Source organism: Oceaniferula spumae (assembly GCF_042849255.1).
GTDB lineage: Bacteria > Verrucomicrobiota > Verrucomicrobiia > Verrucomicrobiales > Akkermansiaceae > Oceaniferula > Oceaniferula spumae.
This window is the reverse complement of sequence record NZ_AP026866.1, coordinates 620381-641444: the sequence shown is the minus strand read 5'-3', so window position 1 is coordinate 641444 and position 21064 is coordinate 620381. Positions and strand designations below refer to the sequence as shown.

The window sequence follows — 21064 nt, the reverse complement described above, 5'->3', positions numbered from 1 at the left end:
AAAGAAAGTTAACTAAATCAAACAAAAATGAAAAATGGACTTTGCGCACTCAGTAACTAAGCCTCATGACTGCGCCTCATCTTCAATGGAAACACTGGTTAGCTCCCGCCGGGGTGACTCTGGTCGCCATCTGGGGCTTGTATCTCGGAGCTGCGGCTCTGTTTGTTAGTGATGATGACACTCTAACCGATGGTGAACTTCGCTCGGCTAAACGCTGTGATGTCTTTGGAAAGGAACTGCTGAGGTCTTCAAGCCGCTCGGCTTCTGCTATCGGCGAAACGACAAGTGAATCCACGCTCGCTGAGGCCGATGATTCCGATACCGCCACAAGTTCTCCAGTCGCAGAACGTGTTCGTTCCTATGAGGCAGCGAGACGCATCGTAGCCATGAAGAGTTCTCCAGCTCCGGGCGCTGCTCGAAAACCATCACTCACAAAAATCAAATCCATACGATCAACTCCGGATGATCTGCTACGTGAGCAAATCATGAGCGAGGCGTTCAAGATCGCGATGCACAGTAAGAAGCCGTGGCTGAATTTAATCTCTGTTTCTTCCGAATATTTCCGCAGAGGAGATAAAGAAGCTGCACGCGAGTTACTGCAAGTCGCTGAAAAGCTGGCCACCGATCCGGATGATATAACCAACACGTCGGCCGCCGTTCGCAGCGTTGTGAAGGCGATGCTAGCCCAGCGCAATAATGACGACGCGATGGCTGCGCTTCAGAATATTCAAAATGCCGCGGAGCGTGAAAAGGCGATGTCCGAAGTCGCAGCATGGGCAGCACGAGACGGTCGGATGGACATTGCGAAAAATCTGGTAGGGCAGATTAAAAGCAAAGGAAATCGTGACGCAGCACTGGTTTCAATCGCCGAGGGCGAAGCATCTTACGAAGGCGGAACTGTCGCGATGCGAACGGCCGAACTCATCGTCGAGACGAAACGCCGGAATGACGCGTATCGCCGCATTGCGATGAAGCGTGCAGGACTCAACGATTTTGTCGAAGCCGAACTCGCCATCGTTTATATCGAGGACGGGAAAGTAAAAGATTCAGCACTCAGCGCTCTCGCCAGGATACGTGCTCGTAACGGAGACGTCAAAGGAGGGCTGTTGACTCTGCTCTCAGTCAATGACCCCAGAACTGCAGACGCTTCTTTGCGAAGCTTGTCCGATGAGTTGGCGAAGACGGGCCGATTTTCCACGAGCGCATTTGTCACTACTCGCATCAAGGATAGTCGCGAGCGGTCCTATGCTCTGGAGCGTCTGTCAGTGGAGCAAGCGAAGTCAGGTGATTTAAGTGTGGCTCTGGTAAAGCTGGACGCCATTCCTGTCGATGCCATTAGAGAACGAGCACTCCGCAGCGTTTCACGAGTCACCGCAGGGCGTGGGGAGTCACGCCGAGCACACAACGTTGCCATCCGCATAGATTCAGACCTCGAGAGAGACCGAGCCTATATGGACATCGCTAAGGCTGCGGCTCAAAACGGCGATCACGTTACCGCTTTCAACACCTTGCAGGAAATTGATTTTCCCAGAGAAAAAGCGATGGCATTAGTGTCGATGGCTCGTGCCAGCCAACAGCAGGGGAATGGCCGCCAAGGTCTAGCCTTGTTGGAAAGTGCCGGTCGTGCAGCGCAGGCACTTTCGTCCCCCCGTGACTATGACAACATTCGTGCAGGCATGGCAGTCGCTTACGCTGAGCGAGCCGACTCAGGCCGGTCTCTGCTACTCGTTGAAAAAATGAATGACACCAGACTACGTGATAATGCGTTCAAAAACCTTGCCCGCACCCTAGCCAGTAAACGCGACATCGACTCCGCACAGCAATCCATCCTCTCCATATCTTCCGCTGAATTACGCCGCGACGCTGAGGACAGCGTTGCTCGCACATGGGCCAGGTATGTTAGCCCGAAGCATGCCCTTCGGCGGGTGCGCTCTCTGACGTCGGGACGCCAACGCATTGTTTTTCTGCTTGAGGTCTCACGTAGAACCTAAGTTCACGAGGAAAAGAGGAAAGAAAGTGATCTTTGAATGTTTCTCTTTTGAGATTGAGCCACTAGCATCGCGCGCATGACGCGTTCGAAGAAAAAGATAGCTGCTCATTGGCAGATTCTGTTGGCTCTCATTCTGGCCACTGGAACCGCCATTGTATTTCGGAATATCAGCAAGACGGTCGCCGATGACTCACAGGCGTTTATCTTTATCCAACACACGATCACTGTTTGTGGATTCATCGGGAATCTTTTCATTCAGGCATTGAAAATGATCATCGTGCCCTTGGTCGCGAGTTCGATCATCGCAGGCATTGCCGGTCTGGGTGGCATGGATGGTTTTGGTCGTCTAGGGTTGAAAACTATCGGCTTCTACATGGGAACCTCATTTCTGGCAGTCGTAACGGGCCTGATTCTGGTGAACACCATCCAACCCGGTCTCGACAATGGTCAAGCCGATCAAAAAATCCTCGCAGCCCTGCAGACTCAATCTGAAGGCGCCAGCGAGGCAGAAAAGGCCAAAGTCGAAGAGGCCAGTCAGCGTAAAGCCGGTGACTATGCAGATCTCTTTAAAAAAATGATCCCACCGAATGTTTTCAGCGCAGCGTCAGATAACGGCCAGCTGCTGGGAATGATTTTTTTCTCAGTGCTGTTCGCGTTGGCGATGACCCGGCTACCTATGGATAGCATGCGGCCCTTGTTAGGCACCGTGCAGGGAATCAACGATGTGATGATACGAGTCACTCAGTGGATCATGCTGTTTGCCCCCATCGGGGTATTTGGTTTGCTGCTACCCACAATCTTTAAAACAGGACCCGAGATATTCGTCAGTCTTGGAAAATACTTTCTAACCGTGCTGTTAGCCTTGGGCATTCACATGTTTATCGTCATGCCGTTAGTCTTGCGTGTGGTGGGGCGGGTCAATCCCTGGGCTCATTTCAGCGCCATGCGTATGGCCCTATTGACCGCATTTTCAACGGCATCATCATCTGCCACACTGCCGGAGACCATGCACTGTGTGCAGAAAAACTCCGGAGTTTCCAAGCGAGTCTCAAGTTTCACCCTGCCACTGGGTGCCACTGTGAATATGGACGGCACAGCGCTCTATGAATGTGTCGCTGTCCTCTTCGTCGCTCAGGTGATGGGCTTTGAAATGGGCATGGGGGCTCAGGTAGCCGTGGTGGTTACCGCCTTGCTCACCAGCATCGGTGTAGCCGGTGTGCCGTCGGCCAGCTTGGTTGCTATTTTGCTGATCCTGAACAGCTCTGGGATTCCGAATGCAAACATGGCTGTGGTCGCGCTGTTAGCGGTGGATCGTCTGCTCGATATGAGCCGCACCGCTGTCAATGTCTTCGGCGATTCCTGCGCCGCCGTTTGTATCGCTCGCTCCGAAGGCGAAAACGTTCTGGACCCGACGACGATCGCAGGGGAAACATCCACCACTTAGGTGCCGGTAGTATTAATGACGCCCAAGCAGCCGACAAAAAATACCGCGAACTGTACGCAGATCTGAATGATCGGAAAAAAGATGATCAGGATCACCATCGATGGGCCACGAAGTCGCTTTTTAATGACGACGCTGAAACTCACCCAGCAGATCAGCGTGGTAATTCCCTGAACCCAGAGCATGGTGGTCAGCAGCCCGCTCGGATCATCCATGCCCGTGGCTGCCATGATTCCCCAAAGTATGATGAAGCCCAGGAGGGTAAACAAAGGGATCAAAGCGGATTTCCAGAGCGCACGTGTTGCCTCGGTCTGCTGTTTGAATTCCGGACTGTAAGCGGGGGGAAGACGATTCATCTTTGTTACCCTATCAACAGTTACGGATGAGCACAATGATGTTTCAATTGGCGCATCAGTGTTTTTGATGGTATGCTGTCGGGCTGCTCCTTTTTGGAGCGCTTAAATTTAGTAAAGATTTAAACGAGCCATGATGAACGACCTCCCACATACAATCAACGAGTTACGAACGATCAATACAGAATATCCAAGCGAGCTGCCTGCAGCCTGCGGCACTTCAGTTAAGCGAAGATCGTTTCTTAAAAATTCCAGCCTGCTTATGAGTGGAGCTGTTGGGGCATCATGGTTGGGACTGAAAAATAAGACTCAGTTCACAAACATCTGGAATCAATTGGTCACCCAAGGTGAGCGATTGGGGGCAAATATTCAGCAAGGGGTTGGCGAAGGTCTATCGCCAGCGATGCCGCCTCGAAAAGCTCCAGTCATCGAGCAGGATCGGATCTATCGACCGAGACCACTGCCAGATCTGCCGCAAGTGAAAACATACAGCAATTACCTTGCCCAACAGAACTTGCCTTACCTGAGCCCAGAGGAAATTATCCAGCCTCATTTCAAATACCGCTCCGGCGTCTGCAGTGGTGTTCCGCCAAAGCGACTTTGGCGTAATATGCTGCATACCTCAAAGGTTGCCAATGAAATCAGGGAGCGACTTGGTATCCGTCTTGAAACGGTGGCCTCAGCATATCGCTCACCAGAGTACAACGCGTTATGTCCGGGAGCCGCCAAATACTCACAGCATACCCAGAATCGCGCGCTGGATTTGATGTATGCCTGCCCACCCAAATATGCCTTCGACATGGCCTGCAAACTCCGCGACGAAGGGTTCTTCAAAGGTGGTGTAGGCCTCTACAACAGCTTCATCCACATCGACACCCGTGGCCGAAATGCCACTTGGGGTGTTTGATCGGAGGGATGGTGTAAAAAATCGACATTCTTTATAGAAATCGAAGAGGTTTCTCCTCAATCTGATTCCTACGTGATCGTGTAGTCAGAAAGATGATGAAAAATGCCCCCTTGAAAATGCTACCCGTGCTGTTGCTCTTGTTAAGCTTGGCGGCTTGCGAACGACAAAAGACGGACTCTAGTCACGAAACAGACGGAGACACAGAGTTTACCGAGCCAGAACGAACGAAAATTGTTTCAAACGATACCGAGGAAGAGAAAGGGGGATCTGCAGGTGAAGATGGAAGCGCATCTAATGACGGTTTCTTTCACCTACCCGAGATCAATTCACAGCGCGTTCTTGATGATTTAAGGAAAGAGGATGAGAGACTTAACGCGCAATTGAGAAGATTACAGGCATTGTCAAGCGGCCAAGTAGTTCCTGATTTTGACGAAGCCTTGGATCTGGCATATGTGTCGGTGTTTGCCAATGTCTTCATAGTTCGTCGAGAGGAGGACGGCAGGACGAAAGTCATCAGAAACATCCAAGGCCGCCTGCCAGACGATGCGATACTCTATCTTCCTAACGGAACATCTTCGGGTAGCTATTTAGTAGGTGTCCTGATTCCCAGAGGCGGTTACGACATTTATGAAGATAGATTAGAAAAACGGTTCTGTGTTAGGCTGACCGATGATGAAAAATTCATCCAAGAAAAAGATGGTAATGGCATGGATATTACCGAGGTGGAGCAACGCGTGAAAGGAACCTATACTGGTGATGAACCATTGCTTCCTCTCGGGAAATGAAGTGTGTCCTCTGACGGTGAAAACATTTCGCTTTTCAAGAGGTGGTAATCGACCGTTCTGTGAGGCGAATGAATTCCTTGAGATGAAAATGAAGCCTCTAAAATTATCACATTTTCTGATCGCCGATCCGATGAAGCAGCTGCCATCGTAACAGATATGAATCTGAGGTATTGGTTGCTTTTAATACTCATTCCACTTGTGATTTGTGGGTTGGGAGGAATTTACATGGCCACGAAAGACAAGAATGTCTCGACGGTCTTGGATGAGTCAGCGCATGAACGGGAGCTCTCTATGAAGGCCGCATTTAGCGAGCCGGTTTCTGCTCCAGAGCCTGGAGAGGAATTAAAGTTTCATAACATCGCTCAGAATCATTTCACCAAACTGGCGAAAGCATTTCAAAGTGGTCACGGAGGAGAGATCGGACGACTGATATCGGCGGAGGAGATGTTCAATTACGCTGAACGTGCTTGCTCGTTGGAATTCGAATCAGACCGTCACCGAGCACTTTTTATTAAAGGCTTCAAAAAAGGCGTGCTAAACAGCCTGAGTCAGTCTGCGGGCTTGATGTCCTATGACGACGTGGATGTCGTTAGAATCGAGATAGTCAAAGACAACGAGTTCATTGCATACACAAAGCTCTGGGACGATGAATATGAGGTCTATAGCAAAATGCGTTGGTGGCTCCTGAAGGATAAAAGAAATAACTGGGTGATTTACGACTACGAGGACTTTGATTCCAATATCCGGGTCTCCACTATGTTAGGAACGCTCATTCCAGCCCCAGGAAAAAAACGTGAGTTTTGGACGAAGGACTTCATGAAGATCGTCAGGCAGTTTCAAGAACGAGACGCGGATGACTTGATAGGCGCATTCATCGATTTGGAAGAGCCCGTGCTGAAGTTTTTGGAATATCAAGGCCTACCTACGGAAATTGAGTCCTACACGAGAATCCTGCTCATCAGCTCCTTGGTGACTCAGGAAAAATATCAAGCGGCATTGGATCAGGTCGAGGTTCTGGAGTCGATTAAATCTGACTTGCCAGTTTTGGCATACAACAAAGGGGTCTGTCTTGCGGGTTTGGAACGCTGGGATGATGCCATCGCGTCCTACGCGGAGTATTCCAAGGTGTTAGGCTGGGACTCAGGCTTACATGAGGATGTCGCGGACGCCTACTACGGCAAAGGGGATCTCGAAAATACGGCCGAACACGCACGCAAAGGCCTCCAAGACAATCCGAATGCAACCGGCTGCTTGGCGAGCTTGGCAGCAGCTCTGCCACAATCCGAGTTTGATCAAGTCATCAAATATATTTCAAAGTCAAAGGATCCGGAGCTTAGCTATGAGGTGGTCATGGACTATTTGATAATGATCGAAAAAACCGAGGAAACAAAATGGTTCCTTGAAAAATTCAGACAGGAGTTCCCCAAAAGCGAACTTATCGAATACTACGAAGAGGAACTCGAACCATCGGCTGAGCAGCCTGAAGAGTGAAAAAGAAAAGGCTCAGAAATAAATCTGAGCCTTAGAAAGAGATGGTACAGGAAGAGGGATTTGAACCCCCGACCGCCTCGGTGTAAACGAGATGCTCTACCGCTGAGCTATTCCTGCACTTTGTTCGGCAACGGATTGTTGCTGACGACGGGCGTTTATTGGACGAAATCTGTCGGTTTGGCAAATCTTTTTTTACTCTGTTGGGGTATGAGGCTCAAAAGTGGTGCTTCGTTCGTGCGCTCGGGCCTTCGCTGCAGTGCGAGCTTGTTCTTGTAGAAGCTCTTGCATACGGAAACGTTTTTTGCCCTTGCTGCGCTCGATTCGCTGCGAACTTCCATCGGGGAGGATTTCAAATCCGTTGCAGTTGTCCTTGAATGCGGCATCCAGGATATTGAGCAAGCGTTTGCGACTGTCCTTGTCTTCGATTGGAATCATCAGTTCCACGCGTTTATCAAGATTGCGTGTCATCCAATCGGCAGAGGCGATGAAGACTAGCGGGCTGCCGCCATGGTGGAATGAAATGATGCGGGCGTGTTCGAGATAACGATCAATCACCGAGACGACTCGGATGTTTTTAGCGTGCTTTCGTTTCCCGGTTTTTAGGCAGCAAATACCGCGCACGTTGAGCTTGATATCCACTCCGTCGGCCGAAGCCTGGTAGAGGGCTTCGATGATTTCCTGATCTTGCAGGGAGTTTATCTTGGCGGTGATTGACGCTGGTTCTCCGGCTTTGGCGCGTTTGCCCTCGGCTGCGATTAATTCTAACAATCGCGGCTTCATGTGGGTGGGTGCAGGCACGAGTTTGCTGAACCGAGTCAGCTTGGACCGACCGGTGACAGCATTGAAGAAAAGCGAGGCATCAGCTCCGTAGGCGGGTCGAGCTGTTAGGTAGGAGATGTCCGTGTAGAGTTTGGAAGTCGACTCATTGTAGTTGCCTGTGCCGAGATGGACGTAGCGTTTCAACTGGCCGTCTTCATTGCGGATCACCAGAGCGATTTTGGCATGGGTTTTCAGGCCTTTGACACCGTAAACGATCTGGACTCCAGCGCGCTGAAGTTCATCGGCGCGCATCAGGTTTCGAGCTTCGTCGAACCGCGCCTTGAGTTCGATGAGTACGGTCACTTGTTTACCATTTTCTGCAGCGCGAAGTAGAGCTTTGATAATGCGGGAGTCGGCGGCTGTTCTGTAGAGCACTTGCTTGATTGCAATAGTGTCAGGATCAACGGCAGCTTCTTCGATGAAGCGGAGCACTGGCTCAAAACTCTCATAAGGGTGATTCAGCATGATGTCGCGGTCTGCGAGAGTTTCAAAAATAGAGACTCCAGGGTCAATGGATGACGACGGCTGAGGCTCCCACGCTTCGTCGCGCAGGTGATCGTAACCGGCTGAAAACGCGAGCGACATGAAATCGGTCAGCGCCAGAGGTCCGGCTGTGGTGTAGATCTCCGAGGTGCCAGCTTTGAGCATGGTGCGGATGGTTTTTTTCAGTCTGACGGGGCCTTTTTCAGGATATTCCAAGCGCACCGTGTTGCTTGTTTTTCTAGCTGCCAGAACCTCCTCCATCTCACCGGCCAGATCGATGGCGTCTTCTTCCTGCACTGCAATGTCTCCGTTACGAGTGATTCGGAAGGGCAGGGTGGCGCGGACTTTTTCATCCGGAAACAGTTCACCGGCGTAAAGCGCGATGACTTCCTCAATGGGAATCAGATTCTCGACGGGCTTTTTGGGGCTGGCGGTTTCGGCGGGTGGAATATGGATGAACCTTGAGAGCGTGTCAGGGATCGGTATAAGTACCAAACGGGGTTCTTTACTGCCGTCAGTGATCAACTCGCAAGCTACGATAATACGCATCGAAGGCAGCGATGGCGGAGCATCCTCCTCACTGCACGCAAGCGGGGTGAGCAGCGGGAAGATGGAATTCTTGAATCTTCTGGTTAGGCTGTCTTGTTGGTTGGGTGTTAGATCGGATGACGATGAAAGCACGAATCCCTCTTCAGCCATGGCTGGAAGCAGTTCTTCGATCAGTAACTTGTATTGATCGTCCGTCATCTTTCTAGCTCGCTTGCGAATGGCTGCAAGCTGCTGAGAAGGAGTCAGGCCTGAGATGCCGCGTTTACGGGATCCTCCCGTACGCATCAGATGCAAGCCTCCCACCCGAACTTGGAAAAACTCGTCCATGTTAGAGCCAGTGATGGCTAGGAACTTAAGGCGCTCCAGAAGTGGCAGGTCGGGACGCAAGGCTTCGTCTAACACTCTCTGGTTGAACTCCAACCAGGAGATTTCGCGGTTGATAAATGACATGATTGTTTTTGTGATCTAGAATTTAGGCACCCTCTTCAAGGGTGACCCGAAGGCCGAAAATATCGTGGAAAAGATTGGCCTTAGGAGCCATTGCCAGACGTTCGGCAGAGGCATCGGTGATGCCCTCAAGTTCGATGACCAGCTTTTGTTTTTGGATTCTGATTTTCAAGTTGCCGATGCGGTTCGAATGACTGCGGTCGAGCGCGTCCGACACCCGCAGGATGGAGGCAAGTTTGGACACGCGCATCCGGTCCTCGGAGTTAAGGCTTCGATAGCCGGCGTGGTTTGACTTAGGGCCGGACTTGCGGTGGTAGCGAGCGATTAGTGCTATGATGGAAATATCACGCTGCCCCAGACCGAAAATTTCGCTGTTCAGGATGATGTAGTGCGAGTGTTTGTGATGAGCTCGGACGCTGACAAAATTTCCGCACTCATGCACGAGGGCCGCGCACCTCAGTAGCAAGGCATCGTGTTCGTCTAACTGGTGTAAATCCGCAGTGAATTCGAAAATCGCCTGGCTCAATCGAGCGACCTGCATGGAGTGGGCGCGGTGAACTTTGTATTTCTTGGCAAGTCCCTCCGCCGATCTCAAAACTTCGTTCTGAAACCCCTCGGTAAGCGAAAATGTAGCGGGTAAATCGAGCAGTAATCCTCGTTCATAGTCACTGCCCGGTAGACGCAATGTTTCCACCCCCAGAATCTTGGCAATGGCGAGGTTGATCTCAAGTGCCGGCACGATGGCTTGAGCCGTGGTGTAATCCAGCTGGAATTTTTTAACCCTCGACTCCTCACTCATCGCACTGACCTGAGTGGTGAGTTCTGTCAGGGCTTGCGGACTGCTTTTGGTTTTACCCGGCTTCGCCAGAACATGGGCGAGGTGCTGAATTTCGTATCCAATGATTACCAGTTCCTCGATTCCCGATTCGTTATAGTTATGGTGGATCTGGTTGATCAGGCTGCGTATATGCTCCCGGATCGTCTTGCTGAGGTTCGTGCCGCTGAGTTCGTTCCCGGCCACAGCTTCGTTGGTCCGGTAAACTCCAAGACGGTAGTTGGTGTAGTCAGAAATTCGCCCGTTCTTGAAAAGCAGAGCACGAGTGTTCCCAGGCCCGACATGGACCACCAGCGTAGTGCGCTTTTTCATCGATGGCGTGTCACGCAAACGACGGCGCGTCTTCAGATAGATCAGACGGGTCATCTCGCCGTCGTCCAGTGTGTCGATCTGCATGCCGCAGCCGATCTGGATTCGGTTTAAAAAGGCGTCGTGATTGCTGGCTTCGATCAGAATATTGGTAGCGACGGCCCGAATCGGCGTATCGTCGGTGGCACCAAGCTCACGCAGTGTTTCGAGATAGCCGTTGAGGATTTTGACACAGCGCTCGATGGTGCTGCGTCGGATGCTTCCTCGTTGGAAAATATCGCGGGCGAGGGGAATGGTTTGTTCCAGAAAGTCGCCGGGTAGAGATTCAGTTCCACCCGCGTTATCGGGTCGGTTTTCAACTACCAGCATGGATATGGAGCTGGCGCCGATGTGAATGGAGGCTTGTAGTGAAAGCGGAGTGGCGGGTGTCATGAGAAAGGGTTGCTTTGGCCGAGGGGCTCGGGCTGTGAAGGTATTGTGTGCGGGGACTACGCTGATGTCTTGTGTAAAATAGTGACAAAGATGATTCAAAAGCAAAAAAAATGCCATAAGACGGTAATCCGAGTGTCAAAAAATACTGCGTAAAACACATATTAGACTTGATTATAGCAGGAAAAAATGCTTTCCACTCCGTCCCGCATTGTGTCTTCTACAGACACTCCCACACCTTCAGCCAAATCATACCTACGGAAACGACCATGGAACCTTCAAACATAGTGCCGTTTGAACAGTCCAAACCCGCTTCCAGGTTTCCCGAAAAATCTATGAAAAGCAACCTTGTTGTCAAAGCCGCCGAGATCATCCAAGATCCTCAAATCCTTGTGAATGTAGTTTCCCAGCGTGTAGCTCAGCTCAACCAGGGCCGCTCTCCTCTGATCGATACTGTTCCTAGCATGGGGGCTGCTGACATTGCTCTGACTGAAATCATCGAAGGCAAGGTGGTTATCGCCAAAGCTGACGGTGAGTAAACGGGAGCTTCGGCGTCAGCTTGGCTGACCAGCCCCGACGACTCTTCCCTGATCAACTCCATGAGTGCGGACATTGGCAACAACCGGAAAGCCCGCCGCGATTATCATATTTCCGACACCTATGAGTGCGGAATCGAACTCAAGGGCACCGAGGTAAAATCGATCCGTGAGGGGAAGGCGAATATCGCCGATGCCTACGCACGGATCGAAAATGGACAGGCTTTCCTCTACGGATGCCACATCCAGCCATGGCAAACCGCCGGTGAGTGGTTCCAGCACGGGCTCACACGACCACGCCGACTACTGCTTCACAAAAAAGAGATCCTCAAACTTTCCGAGGAATCTTCGCAGAAAGGCTGCACCTTACCCTGTCTGCGCATGTATTGGAAAAGCGGACGGGTAAAAGTCGAAATTGGTGTCGGTAAGGGCAAGAGCCATTCCGACCAGCGCCAAGACCTTAAAAAGCGCACAGAGCTGCGTGAGGCTCAACGTGAGATGTCACGTTTCAACCGTCGTTAGATTTTAAGGTGATGTTTGATGTCGAGGAGTTTGCTCGGATCGCACCTGATTGGTCTCGGCGTTTGCACTACCACAAAGAGCTTGGCTCCACGAATGATGAGGCTTTGCGTCTGTGTAGCAGTAATCCTGCCGAACCCTTGGCCGTTCTAACCGACTTTCAAACATCCGGCCGCGGTAGACGAGGCGCAGCGTGGATGAGTGAGCCAGGCGGCGGGCTGTTGTTCTCCGTCGTAATAAAACCACGCTATGAGAAAAAATACTGGAGTAGACTGGCGCTAGCTTCCGGTCTTGCCATCAGTAGTGTTCTTCGCGAGCAATACGGACTCTTAGCTGAGGTGAAGTGGCCTAACGATGTGCTGATCGAAGCGAGGAAATGCTGTGGCATCCTCGTCGAAACTCAGGGTGATTACGCAGTGATCGGAGTAGGTTTGAATGTCACGGGCTCGCCGCAGGGTGATGAGTCGGTCTCTCTCTCAGAGCTAACTCCACGTCTCGGGTCGCGAGAGACATTATTGGCTGAATTACTGACAGCACTCACAAATGAGGTGAACGACTGTGCGGATCAATTTGAGCAGCAAGTTGGCAGACTACGTGAGCTTTGTTTCTTAGAGGGGAAACAGATCACTTTCAAAGCTAACGGAAAAATTTTCACCGGATTGGCCGAAGGAATAAGTGACGAGGGCGAGCTGATGGTGAATATCGATGGGCAATCGATCTCTTTCCTCCAGGCTGAGGAGGTAAGGGCAGTCTAACTGTCGAGTTCCTCGCCGAGTGATTTTTTAATTGATGCTCCCAATGGACCTTCTAACAAGGAGTTCCAGTCCTCAAGATGATCGATGTCGGTCAGCGGTGGTAATTTTTCAATCTTGAGGCCAGCCTTTTCAGCCGCTGATAGAGTCCTATCAAGAACTGTATCCTCGCTCCATGCGATACTGGTAAATAGGGAAGGACAGGGTGTTTTCAATCCTAACAAGTAATAGCCGCCATCCGTGCTGGGTCCGATCATGCCGTCGCGCTGGTCCGTGGACATACGAGAGAAGCCGGCATTGATCCATCTGGCTCCGCAGTCGGGGCAATCGGTGCCAATCACGGCAATCTCTTCGAAGCCGTCTACGAAACCTTCTGCAAAGGCTCGCTGCATCCGATCACCGAGGTCACCCTCACCTTGGGGACGGAAATCAATTTCCTGTCGGTATTTTTCTCCCAACGCTGTTGGTGCTAAATAGACGCCTTCGGTTTCGCTCGGACTTCCGTTCATCAGTGGCAACAACCAGAACCGAATGGCGTCGTCGGCATCGTCCGGTGCATAGCAAAAGCGAATCCGGCATTTTTCAAGCCCTTGCAATTGCTTGAGTAAGACTTCGACCAGAGCCTTGTAATATCTGGCCGCCTCGTCATTTCCAACGTCAGCCGCTAGGCGTGTTTTCACTTTTCCGGGTAGGGGCTCCTTGAGAAATACCATCAGCAATCGCATCCCTCTACTTAATGTCAGATTCGAATAACCCAAATGCTAAATTCATTAACTTTTCCTGATTATCCATTTAGCGTTATTTATCTTGCCACAGCCTGTAGGATGGGGGATTCTCTAGGAATAGAGCCGCCTCACGCACCACGAAGGTGTGTGAATCACGATCCACCCAATGTCGTGTAGCGGTCGCACCGCCACACCGGCGTTTTCCTATCGAGATGGCCTCCCCCCGAAATAAACTGAAGAACGAGAAGCAAGACCGTAAACCTTGGCCAAATGAGGTGCTCGGGATTTTACTCTGCGGGGCGGGTGTGTTGCTGTTGTTATCGCTGGTTTCCTATTCACCCCATGATTTACCGAATCTACCTGGACTCGGTGGAGGAAGCTCTCCTGAAGGCGGCAGTGTGAACTGGATTGGCCCGGTGGGGGCGTTTCTCGGATATCTTTTGCTAATGGGGTTCGGCGCGGCCGCCTATCTCATCCCATTGACGATGATTTGGATGGGTGTTGCGAAATTGGCTTTTGATGCGCGTGTATCGATGCGCACGTGGATCGGATGTGGTGTCTTTGTTTTGAGTGCCGCCGCATTGATGGGGGTTCAAAATGTAATGCTTTTGGGGTGGGCGGACGCAAATGGTCTTGTCGGCCCAGGAGGATGGACCGGTTATGGCCTTGGCACGCTACTTCTGGAGAGGCTCCTCAACAAACCCGGTGCCATCTTAGTCTTGATCTGCGTCTACTTGGTTAGCCTGATTCTACTTACCGGATTACACCCAGTTCAGTTCAGCCGTGCGGGTTTTGTTTACGTCAAAAACTGGCTGCACAATCGCAAACAACGTAAAATCGAGGAGTCGGAAAAAATTTCGGCACGCGAGCAACGCCGACTCGAGCGCGACAACCGTTTAGCCGGTGGCTCAACCCAGACGACTGCACCTGCAGCATCTGAGGAGACTAAACCAGCTGCCAAGACTCGTAGAAAACCCGCGGCCAAAAACGAAGAGCCCGAACCTGAGAAGGATACCAATCCTCAGCAAGAACTACCTCTCAAGGAAGTTCCTGTGCCGCAGATTATCGATTCCTCACAACGCCGCAAACCGAACGCCGATCGTGGTGCCAGACCTTTCGAGAAGAAAGCCTCAGAGTATGCCGGACTCAGCGCGGGTGAATACGATAACTATGAGTTGCCCGGATTCGACCTTCTAAATATTCCCGACAACGAGGAACCGGAAGTCGAGGCCGATAAGGATGAAATGGTCGCGGTGCAGAAAACCATCATCGATACTCTCAATGCATTTGGCGTCGAGGTCACAGCTGGTAACATCACCCGCGGTCCCACCATCACACGTTACGAGGTCTACCCAAGTCTAGGTCTGCGTGTCAGCCGCATTACCCAGTTAGAGGCCGATCTAGCGCGTGCTACCAAGGCAGAGAGCATCAACATTCTTGCTCCCGTTCCTGGCTCCGACACCGTGGGGATTGAAATCGCTAACAATGAAAAAGTGGCGGTGCCTCTGCACGAACTACTTTCGGACCCCGCCTTTGCCAGTGCCAAAAATAAGATACCACTCGCACTCGGTAAGGACGTTTACGGCAACACCGTCATCGGTGATCTCGCTGCCATGCCCCACCTGTTAGTGGCCGGTGCCACAGGTTCAGGTAAGTCGGTGTGTATCAACTCCATCATTTCCAGTATCCTGTTCAAGTTCAGCCCAAACGAGCTGCGCTTCATCATGGTAGACCCCAAGGTGGTGGAAATGCAGATGTATAACTCACTGCCGCACCTCGCTGTGCCAGTGGTGACCGATCCTAATAAAGTCATCGCCGCCCTGCGCTGGGTGGTCAATGAAATGGAACGCCGCTACCGCATGTTCGCCGAGTGTGGCGTGCGCAACTTCGATAGCTTCAACAGCCGCGAGCTTCCCGAAAAAGAAGAACCAGAAGAGCCTGAAGAAGTGGAGGGGGAAACTCCCGAGCAAGAGGAAGAGTATGATCCAGAACACATCGATTCCATCGCCCGCGCTCTGACTGACGGGGAACTCGGACCGCCAGCATTGGATGGATCCGACGATGATGATGACGAGGATGAAGAAATTCCTGACCGCATTCCTTACATCGTGGTGATTATTGATGAGCTTGCTGACTTGATGCAAACGGCTCCAGCCGACATGGAAATGAACATCGCGCGTATTGCCCAGAAAGCACGTGCCGCCGGTATTCACCTCATTGTCGCCACGCAGACACCGCGTGCCGATGTGGTTACCGGTATCATCAAAGCCAACATTCCCAGCCGTATTGCCTTCCAAGTTTCATCCAAGCTCGATAGCCGTGTGATTCTCGATGTCTCCGGTGCCGACAAGTTGGTGGGCAAGGGCGACATGCTTTATCTGCCACCAGGTTCAGCCAAACTCGAACGTGCGCAAGGCGCCTTCATTTCGGACGAAGAAGTCGAGGACCTGGTCAAGTTCTGCTCGAACCAAGTGGAGCAAGTCTTCGAGAAAACCGTGCAAGAAAGCATCGAAAAAGGAGGCTCCGGAGGCGGCGAGGAAAATGATGTTTCTGATGCCGATGAAGAGATCGTGCAAAAATGCATGGAAGTGATCCGTCAGGAGAAAAAGGCGAGCACCTCCTTGCTCCAGCGACGTCTGAGATTGGGCTACACCCGCGCAGCCCGCATGATGGATATCCTCGAAGAACGCGGAATCATCGGACCAGGTGAAGGAGCCAAACCGCGTGAGATTTTGATCAATGTAGGTCAGGATGAGCCATAGAGGCAGTTATTCTGTTATTGGTCATTCGGTGAACTGCTAGAGATGTTTACAGATTGCCAGACCTCGCCGAAATACTCACACACCATAACGGCATTCCCCAACGGGGAATTTCATACCAGCATGCGGAGAATCCCCATGATTGGTTCACGTAGGCAAGCGCGTTGGCTGAAGGCCAACTTTATAGATCTAACCAAACATTTCGGTAGGTCTATAAAGTCGGCCTACAGCCGACGTATTTCGCTGACGCAAACCCCGCGTAGTGTGCTGCGCTCACTACACGGGGCTGGTATGAGTTTCCCCGATGGGGGAATAAGATAATTCCGCGACTACTTGGCTTTAGCCCAAGAGTCTTTCAGCGCCACGGTACGGTTGAAGACGAGCTTCTCACCAGCGACGTGGTCTTTTTCATCAGCGCAGAAATAGCCGACACGTTCAAACTGATAGACGTCGCCGGACTGGGCATCTGTGAGTGAGGCTTCCAATTTGGCGTCGGTGATGACGCTGAGAGAATCGTCGTTCAAGCAGCTGAGGAATCCTCCCTCGGCAACGTCCGGATTCTCTTCGCTGAAGAGTCGATCGTATAAACGAACCTCGGCATTCACGGCGGTGGCGGAATCGACCCAATGAATCGCTGCGCGGCACTTGATGCCTTCGGGGGCATCCTTGCCGATGGTGTCGGGAATGAACTCACAATGGATTTCTGTGACTTCACCGGCATCGTTTTTCTCGAAACCAGTGCAGGTGATGATGTAGCCTCCACGTAGACGCACGGAGCGTTCTGGTCCGAGACGGAAGAACTTGTTAGGCGGATCTTCCATGAAGTCATCACGCTCGATCCAGATTTCCTTTCCGAGTGAAACCTCGCGGACGCCAGCTTCCTTGTTAGCGGGATTATTAGGCACTTCGACCTGTTCGCTGTGCGTATCAGACGGCCAGTTGGTGATCACTACTTTGAGCGGATCTAACACCCCCATACGTCGCTCGGCGTTTTGATTGAGCTCGTTGCGGATTTCGGCCTCGAGAATCGACATGTCGGTGACGCTGTTGACCTTGGTGATGCCAACGCGATGGCAGAAGCTGCGGATCGCAGCAGGCTGGTAGCCACGGCGGCGCATACCGGAAAGTGTAGGCAAGCGGGGATCATCCCAGCCATCGACGAGACCTTCCTCGACCAGTTGGAGCAGCTTGCGCTTACTCATCACCGTGTAGCTGAGGTTCAGGCGGGAGAACTCGATCTGGCGCGGCTTTGAAGGCACCGGACAGTTGTCAATCGCCCACTCGTAGAGCGGACGGTGATTTTCAAATTCTAAGGTGCAGAGTGAGTGGGTGATGTTCTCCTTTGCGTCTTCTAACGGATGGGCGAAGTCATACATTGGATAGATGCACCATTTGTCCCCAGTGTTGTGGTGCGGTGTGTTGACGATACGATACATCACAGGATCGCGCATGTTCATGTTCGACGAAGACATGTCGATCTTGGCGCGTAGCACCATCTTGCCGTTTTCGAATTCACCGGCCTTCATGCGGGCGAAGAGATCGAGGCTTTCCTCGGCTGGTCTATCGCGGAAAGGTGAATGGGTTCCGGGAGTGGTGACATTGCCGCGAGCGGTGCGGATTTCTTCCAGCGACTGCTCATCGACGTAGGCCTTGCCCTCCTTGATCAGATGCACGGCGCAATCGTAGAAAAAATCGAAGTAGTCACTGGCAAAGTAGAGGTTTTCACCCCAGTCGAATCCCAGCCAGCTGACGTCTTTCTTGATGCTTTCGACGTATTCAACCTCCTCTTTGGCGGGATTGGTATCGTCGAATCTGAGGTGACAGCGTGCACCAACTTCTTGGTTTTCCTGAGCAATGCCGAAGTTAAAACAGATCGCCTTCGCGTGGCCGATGTGCAGGTAGCCGTTTGGCTCCGGTGGGAATCGGGTGATGACGGTGTCGTGTTTGCCACTTTTCAGATCCGCGGCGATAATCTCGCGGATGAAGTCTGCTTTGTTCTCCTTGCTCATGTGTGGCGGGGTTTTAATCGCCTCAGTGGAAAAGAGAAAGTCTAAAAGGACGTTCTGCCGCAACTGAGGAACGCAGAGGTCATTTCCATGATTTTCGGTTCGCTGGCGATGAAAGTGTGATCGGTGTCAATCACGTGGAACTCATTGAGACCGGCGATTTTTCCGCGTTTGACGGAGACGATGCCATCGTTCTCCTCGTCTAACAGCCAGCGGAAAAGTGGGATGCTGCTGCGCTGGCCCATGATCACGACGGAATCGATGTGTTCGGGTAAAATGGGGGCGTCCAAGGTGTCGCTGCCAAGTTTCATTCCGGCTGGGCCGAGGGTGTATCTTAGCGGGCCGTTGCGCGATACCCAGTCGATGATCTCACTTCCTTGGTTCGGTGGGGCGAGCATGACCACGCGGCCTGTTAGCTTTGGCGGCAGATCGGCAAGCAGCTGGCGGGTAACGATGCCGCCGAGCGAGTGAGTGACAAAGTGCACCGGGCGTCCGCTTTCCTGCTCGGCGATGACGTCATGCACCAGGCTGATGATTTCCTCAAGCGGCTTGCGGAAAGACGGGTAGGGGATGTTGACGGTGTGGTAGCCTTGTTGATGGAGAAATTCCGCCATTGGGTCCATGGCCCACATGCTGCGCCAGAGTCCGTGGAGCAGAATGACGGTATCTCCATCGGCGGCAGGGCGGATGCGTGGTTGGTGCCACGGCATCGGCAATCGGAGGACGCCGAGGCGGCGGAGTTTGGAGTGTCGATTTTTCAGAGTTAAGTGGCTTGGTTCGAAGGAAACTTAGCACGAATTTCGAAAATCGGGGGATCGATTTTAAGGTGATCTGGTATCGTGTGAATCGATGATGAGCTCTATTTTTTCACTTGAGCCCGGATGAAGGTGTCCAGCTTGGGAACAAGATCAGGGTGCAATGGCAGGCTGGGGTCTGTGTAGGATTTCATCTGTGCCTTCAGATCGCCGTCTTGTCTTTTCAAGATGTGGTTCATGCCCTCAATGATCTCAATCTGGCTGCCTTTGGCTTCGGTATGCAGCTTTTGGGCGTCTTGGGTAGAGGTCTGAATGTCCGTCGATCCTTGAATGATCAGGACTGGGGATTTGATTTTGGCGAGCTCTTTGGCGGGATCGAATTTGAACCAAGAAATGAGATAGGGCTGAACGCTGGGCCGGAACAGAGCGTGTAGCGCAGGTATGGAGTTTTGCACTTGATGCCCTTTGCTCAGGGCTATCAGGAGTTGATTTGCTCTGCTGTAATCTTTTTCAGAAAGCTGGGGTTTGAGCTGTGCTCGGAGGATGTCTTGAGCAGGGCGACCTGCACCGGCGATAAGGACGAGTCCTGCTATATTAGATTTCTGAGCTGCGACTGTCGCTACGAGCGCACCCTCGCTATGACCTAACAAAACGACTTTTCGATAGCCTTTTGTGTGGAGAAATTGAACCCAGGCCACAACGTCATTGATGTAGGTGTCGAATCGGAGCTCTTCCTCTTTAACTCCTGCTCCTAGGCTGCCGCCAACACCGCGCTTGTCACAGCGTAGTGTGGCAATGTTGTTTGTATGCAGGGCTTCGGCCAGATATTTTAACGAGTTGTTTTTGCCTTTGACGCCCGTGGTGTTTCCATCTCGATCGGTTGGCCCTGAGCCGGAAACGATCATGACTGCTAGATCCTTGCCTTTAGGAGAGGGTATCAATGTTCCTTTTAAATCATGATTTTCGACCGTGATGGAAACTTCTTCTGCAGCTACACAAACTGTGAGGAGGATCTGCAAACCTAAGATCAGGAGAGTTTTCATCTGAAAAAAATGGAGAGTTAGTATCCTTCGACAGGTGAACGTTTTTCACCGGAATAGTCGCGTACTTCCTTAGCGGCTTCCTCGCCTAACACATCGACCCGGAGTTTCATGATGTCCTCGTCGATCAAGTCCCATTCCTTTTGGCTATATTTCAGAGGATTACTAAGCCGTTTCTTCATTTTCTCAACACGCTTCAGCGAATCGTCGATAGTGCTGATCGGCAGTTCTTTTAAATGGTCGAGTGCCACTTGCGCTGTATCGACTTGGTGGCAAATCATGGCCATATCGTTTCCGGCAGCGACGGCCAGTTTGACATCCGGGCCACGGCCATAGGTATTGACGATGGCTCCCATATCGAGGTCATCGGTCATGATGACACCTTCATAGCCTAACTGGTTTCGTAAGAGCTTGGTTAGCAGATTGTGTGACAGTGAGCCTGGGAGACCGGGGCTGTCGGGATCGACGGCCGAGAAATGTGCGTGGCAACTCATCAGTGAGTCGAGTTCGGGCATCAGGGCGGTGTAGGGGAGCAGATCGCTTTTCAGCATGTCTGCTACACTTTTATCGATGTGTGGCAGGTCATGATGGGGGTCTGTGTCGGCAAGTCCGCAGGATGGAAAATGTTTGCCGCTCGAGAGCACTCTGTTGTGGCGCAGGTTACGATTGAAAATGCCGGCATTGGTGATGACCTCTTGGGCATCAGTGCCGTAACAACGTCCCTTCATCGCATTGTCTGCTTCATCATCATAGGAGATATCGAGCACAGGGGCGAAGTTCATGTTGAACCCTAACAGACGAAGTAGATCCGCCATGAGAATACCGTGGCGGGCGACCAACCCCATGTCGCCTTTTTCTCTGAGCTCCTGCGCCGATGGCGGCTCAGTGCCGATTTCACGGGTGCGTGAGACACGACCACCTTCCTGATCGATGGCAATGATGGGAGTGATGTCACTGATGTCCCTCAGGTCGTCAGTAAGCTTCCGTAATTGCTCTGGTGAAGCAACGTTGCGCCCAAATAAAACAAAACCACCCGGACGGATGGCTTTGTAGCGAGCAGCGTCGGCGGCAGTGAGTTCGGTGCCGGGGACTCCGAGTAGTAATAGTTGACCGTGCATGCTTAGGGCTGATCTC

General features: G+C 51.9%; 17 protein-coding genes and 1 tRNA gene. 9 read left to right on the top strand and 9 right to left on the bottom strand.

The window, feature by feature from the left end; all coding sequences use genetic code 11:
- The first annotated feature begins 65 nt into the window (after positions 1 to 65).
- Both ACSPJT_RS02790 and ACSPJT_RS02785 read left to right on the top strand, forming a co-directional pair.
- Entirely contained in the window at positions 66 to 1991 is a 1926-nt protein-coding gene (locus ACSPJT_RS02790) for a tetratricopeptide repeat protein (RefSeq protein ID WP_435894848.1), read from the top strand.
- 75 nt (positions 1992 to 2066) lie between these two features.
- Entirely contained in the window at positions 2067 to 3434 is a 1368-nt protein-coding gene (locus tag ACSPJT_RS02785; protein WP_435894847.1) for a dicarboxylate/amino acid:cation symporter, read from the top strand.
- On the opposite strand, the gene ACSPJT_RS02780 is transcribed toward ACSPJT_RS02785, so the two are convergent.
- Entirely contained in the window at positions 3431 to 3787 is a 357-nt protein-coding gene (locus tag ACSPJT_RS02780) for a hypothetical protein (RefSeq protein WP_435894846.1), read from the bottom strand. The genes ACSPJT_RS02785 and ACSPJT_RS02780 overlap by 4 nt on opposite strands.
- Positions 3788 to 3917: 130 nt before the next feature.
- On the opposite strand from ACSPJT_RS02780, the gene ACSPJT_RS02775 reads away from it, so the two are divergent.
- The 3 genes from ACSPJT_RS02775 (at position 3918) to ACSPJT_RS02765 (ending at position 6967) form a co-directional block, all read left to right on the top strand.
- Positions 3918 to 4691 carry a YcbK family protein gene (locus ACSPJT_RS02775; RefSeq protein ID WP_435894845.1) on the top strand — a complete coding sequence of 258 codons (774 nt, stop codon included), beginning with the start codon at positions 3918 to 3920 and terminating at the stop codon, positions 4689 to 4691.
- 92 nt (positions 4692 to 4783) lie between these two features.
- Entirely contained in the window at positions 4784 to 5476 is a 693-nt protein-coding gene (locus tag ACSPJT_RS02770) for a hypothetical protein (RefSeq protein ID WP_435894844.1), read from the top strand.
- Positions 5477 to 5701: 225 nt separating this feature from the next.
- The gene (locus tag ACSPJT_RS02765) at positions 5702 to 6967 is read left to right on the top strand and encodes a tetratricopeptide repeat protein (RefSeq protein WP_435894843.1); all 1266 of its coding nucleotides are present in this window, start codon (positions 5702 to 5704) and stop codon (positions 6965 to 6967) included.
- 42 nt (positions 6968 to 7009) lie between these two features.
- Here ACSPJT_RS02765 and ACSPJT_RS02760 read toward each other — a convergent pair.
- The 3 genes from ACSPJT_RS02760 to ACSPJT_RS02750 form a co-directional block, all read right to left on the bottom strand.
- A tRNA-Val gene (locus ACSPJT_RS02760) sits at positions 7010 to 7084 on the bottom strand.
- Positions 7085 to 7159: 75 nt separating this feature from the next.
- Positions 7160 to 9268, bottom strand: a complete 2109-nt coding sequence (gene ppk1, locus ACSPJT_RS02755; protein ID WP_435894842.1) for a polyphosphate kinase 1 — start codon at positions 9266 to 9268, stop codon at positions 7160 to 7162.
- Positions 9269 to 9290: 22 nt separating this feature from the next.
- On the bottom strand, positions 9291 to 10841 hold the full coding sequence (locus ACSPJT_RS02750; protein WP_435894841.1) for a Ppx/GppA phosphatase family protein: 1551 nt from the start codon (positions 10839 to 10841) through the stop codon (positions 9291 to 9293).
- 332 nt (positions 10842 to 11173) lie between these two features.
- Between ACSPJT_RS02750 and ACSPJT_RS02745 the strand changes: the two genes are divergently transcribed.
- From ACSPJT_RS02745 to ACSPJT_RS02735, 3 genes are read left to right on the top strand one after another with little or no spacing between them, the layout of a single operon-like run.
- A complete protein-coding gene (locus ACSPJT_RS02745; RefSeq protein ID WP_435894840.1) occupies positions 11174 to 11377 on the top strand; it encodes a DNA-directed RNA polymerase subunit omega in 204 nt (67 codons plus the stop codon).
- A gap of 60 nt (positions 11378 to 11437) precedes the next feature.
- Complete coding sequence (smpB, locus tag ACSPJT_RS02740; RefSeq protein WP_435894839.1) at positions 11438 to 11896, top strand: SsrA-binding protein SmpB; 459 nt, start codon at positions 11438 to 11440, stop codon at positions 11894 to 11896.
- An 11-nt stretch (positions 11897 to 11907) separates the two neighbouring features.
- A complete protein-coding gene (locus ACSPJT_RS02735) occupies positions 11908 to 12648 on the top strand; it encodes a biotin--[acetyl-CoA-carboxylase] ligase (protein ID WP_435894838.1) in 741 nt (246 codons plus the stop codon).
- On the opposite strand, the gene ACSPJT_RS02730 is transcribed toward ACSPJT_RS02735, so the two are convergent.
- Positions 12645 to 13325, bottom strand: a complete 681-nt coding sequence (locus ACSPJT_RS02730) for a TIGR04282 family arsenosugar biosynthesis glycosyltransferase (RefSeq protein WP_435894837.1) — start codon at positions 13323 to 13325, stop codon at positions 12645 to 12647. The two genes, ACSPJT_RS02735 and ACSPJT_RS02730, sit on opposite strands and share 4 nt — an antisense overlap.
- A 257-nt stretch (positions 13326 to 13582) precedes the next feature.
- On the opposite strand from ACSPJT_RS02730, the gene ACSPJT_RS02725 reads away from it, so the two are divergent.
- On the top strand, positions 13583 to 16132 hold the full coding sequence (locus tag ACSPJT_RS02725; protein WP_435894836.1) for a DNA translocase FtsK 4TM domain-containing protein: 2550 nt from the start codon (positions 13583 to 13585) through the stop codon (positions 16130 to 16132).
- 326 nt (positions 16133 to 16458) lie between these two features.
- Here the strand turns inward: ACSPJT_RS02725 and ACSPJT_RS02720 are convergent, their stop codons facing one another.
- The 4 genes from ACSPJT_RS02720 to nagZ form a co-directional block, all read right to left on the bottom strand.
- Complete coding sequence (locus ACSPJT_RS02720) at positions 16459 to 18138, bottom strand: glutamine--tRNA ligase/YqeY domain fusion protein (protein WP_435894835.1); 1680 nt, start codon at positions 18136 to 18138, stop codon at positions 16459 to 16461.
- Positions 18139 to 18179: 41 nt separating this feature from the next.
- Positions 18180 to 18845: an esterase/lipase family protein gene (locus ACSPJT_RS02715; RefSeq protein ID WP_435894834.1), complete on the bottom strand. Its 666-nt coding sequence runs from the start codon at positions 18843 to 18845 to the stop codon at positions 18180 to 18182.
- A 149-nt stretch (positions 18846 to 18994) separates the two neighbouring features.
- A complete protein-coding gene (locus ACSPJT_RS02710; protein ID WP_435894833.1) occupies positions 18995 to 19933 on the bottom strand; it encodes an alpha/beta hydrolase in 939 nt (312 codons plus the stop codon).
- Between the two features lie 17 nt (positions 19934 to 19950).
- Positions 19951 to 21048, bottom strand: a complete 1098-nt coding sequence (gene nagZ / locus ACSPJT_RS02705; protein WP_435894832.1) for a beta-N-acetylhexosaminidase — start codon at positions 21046 to 21048, stop codon at positions 19951 to 19953.
- Between the last annotated feature and the right edge of the window lie 16 nt (positions 21049 to 21064).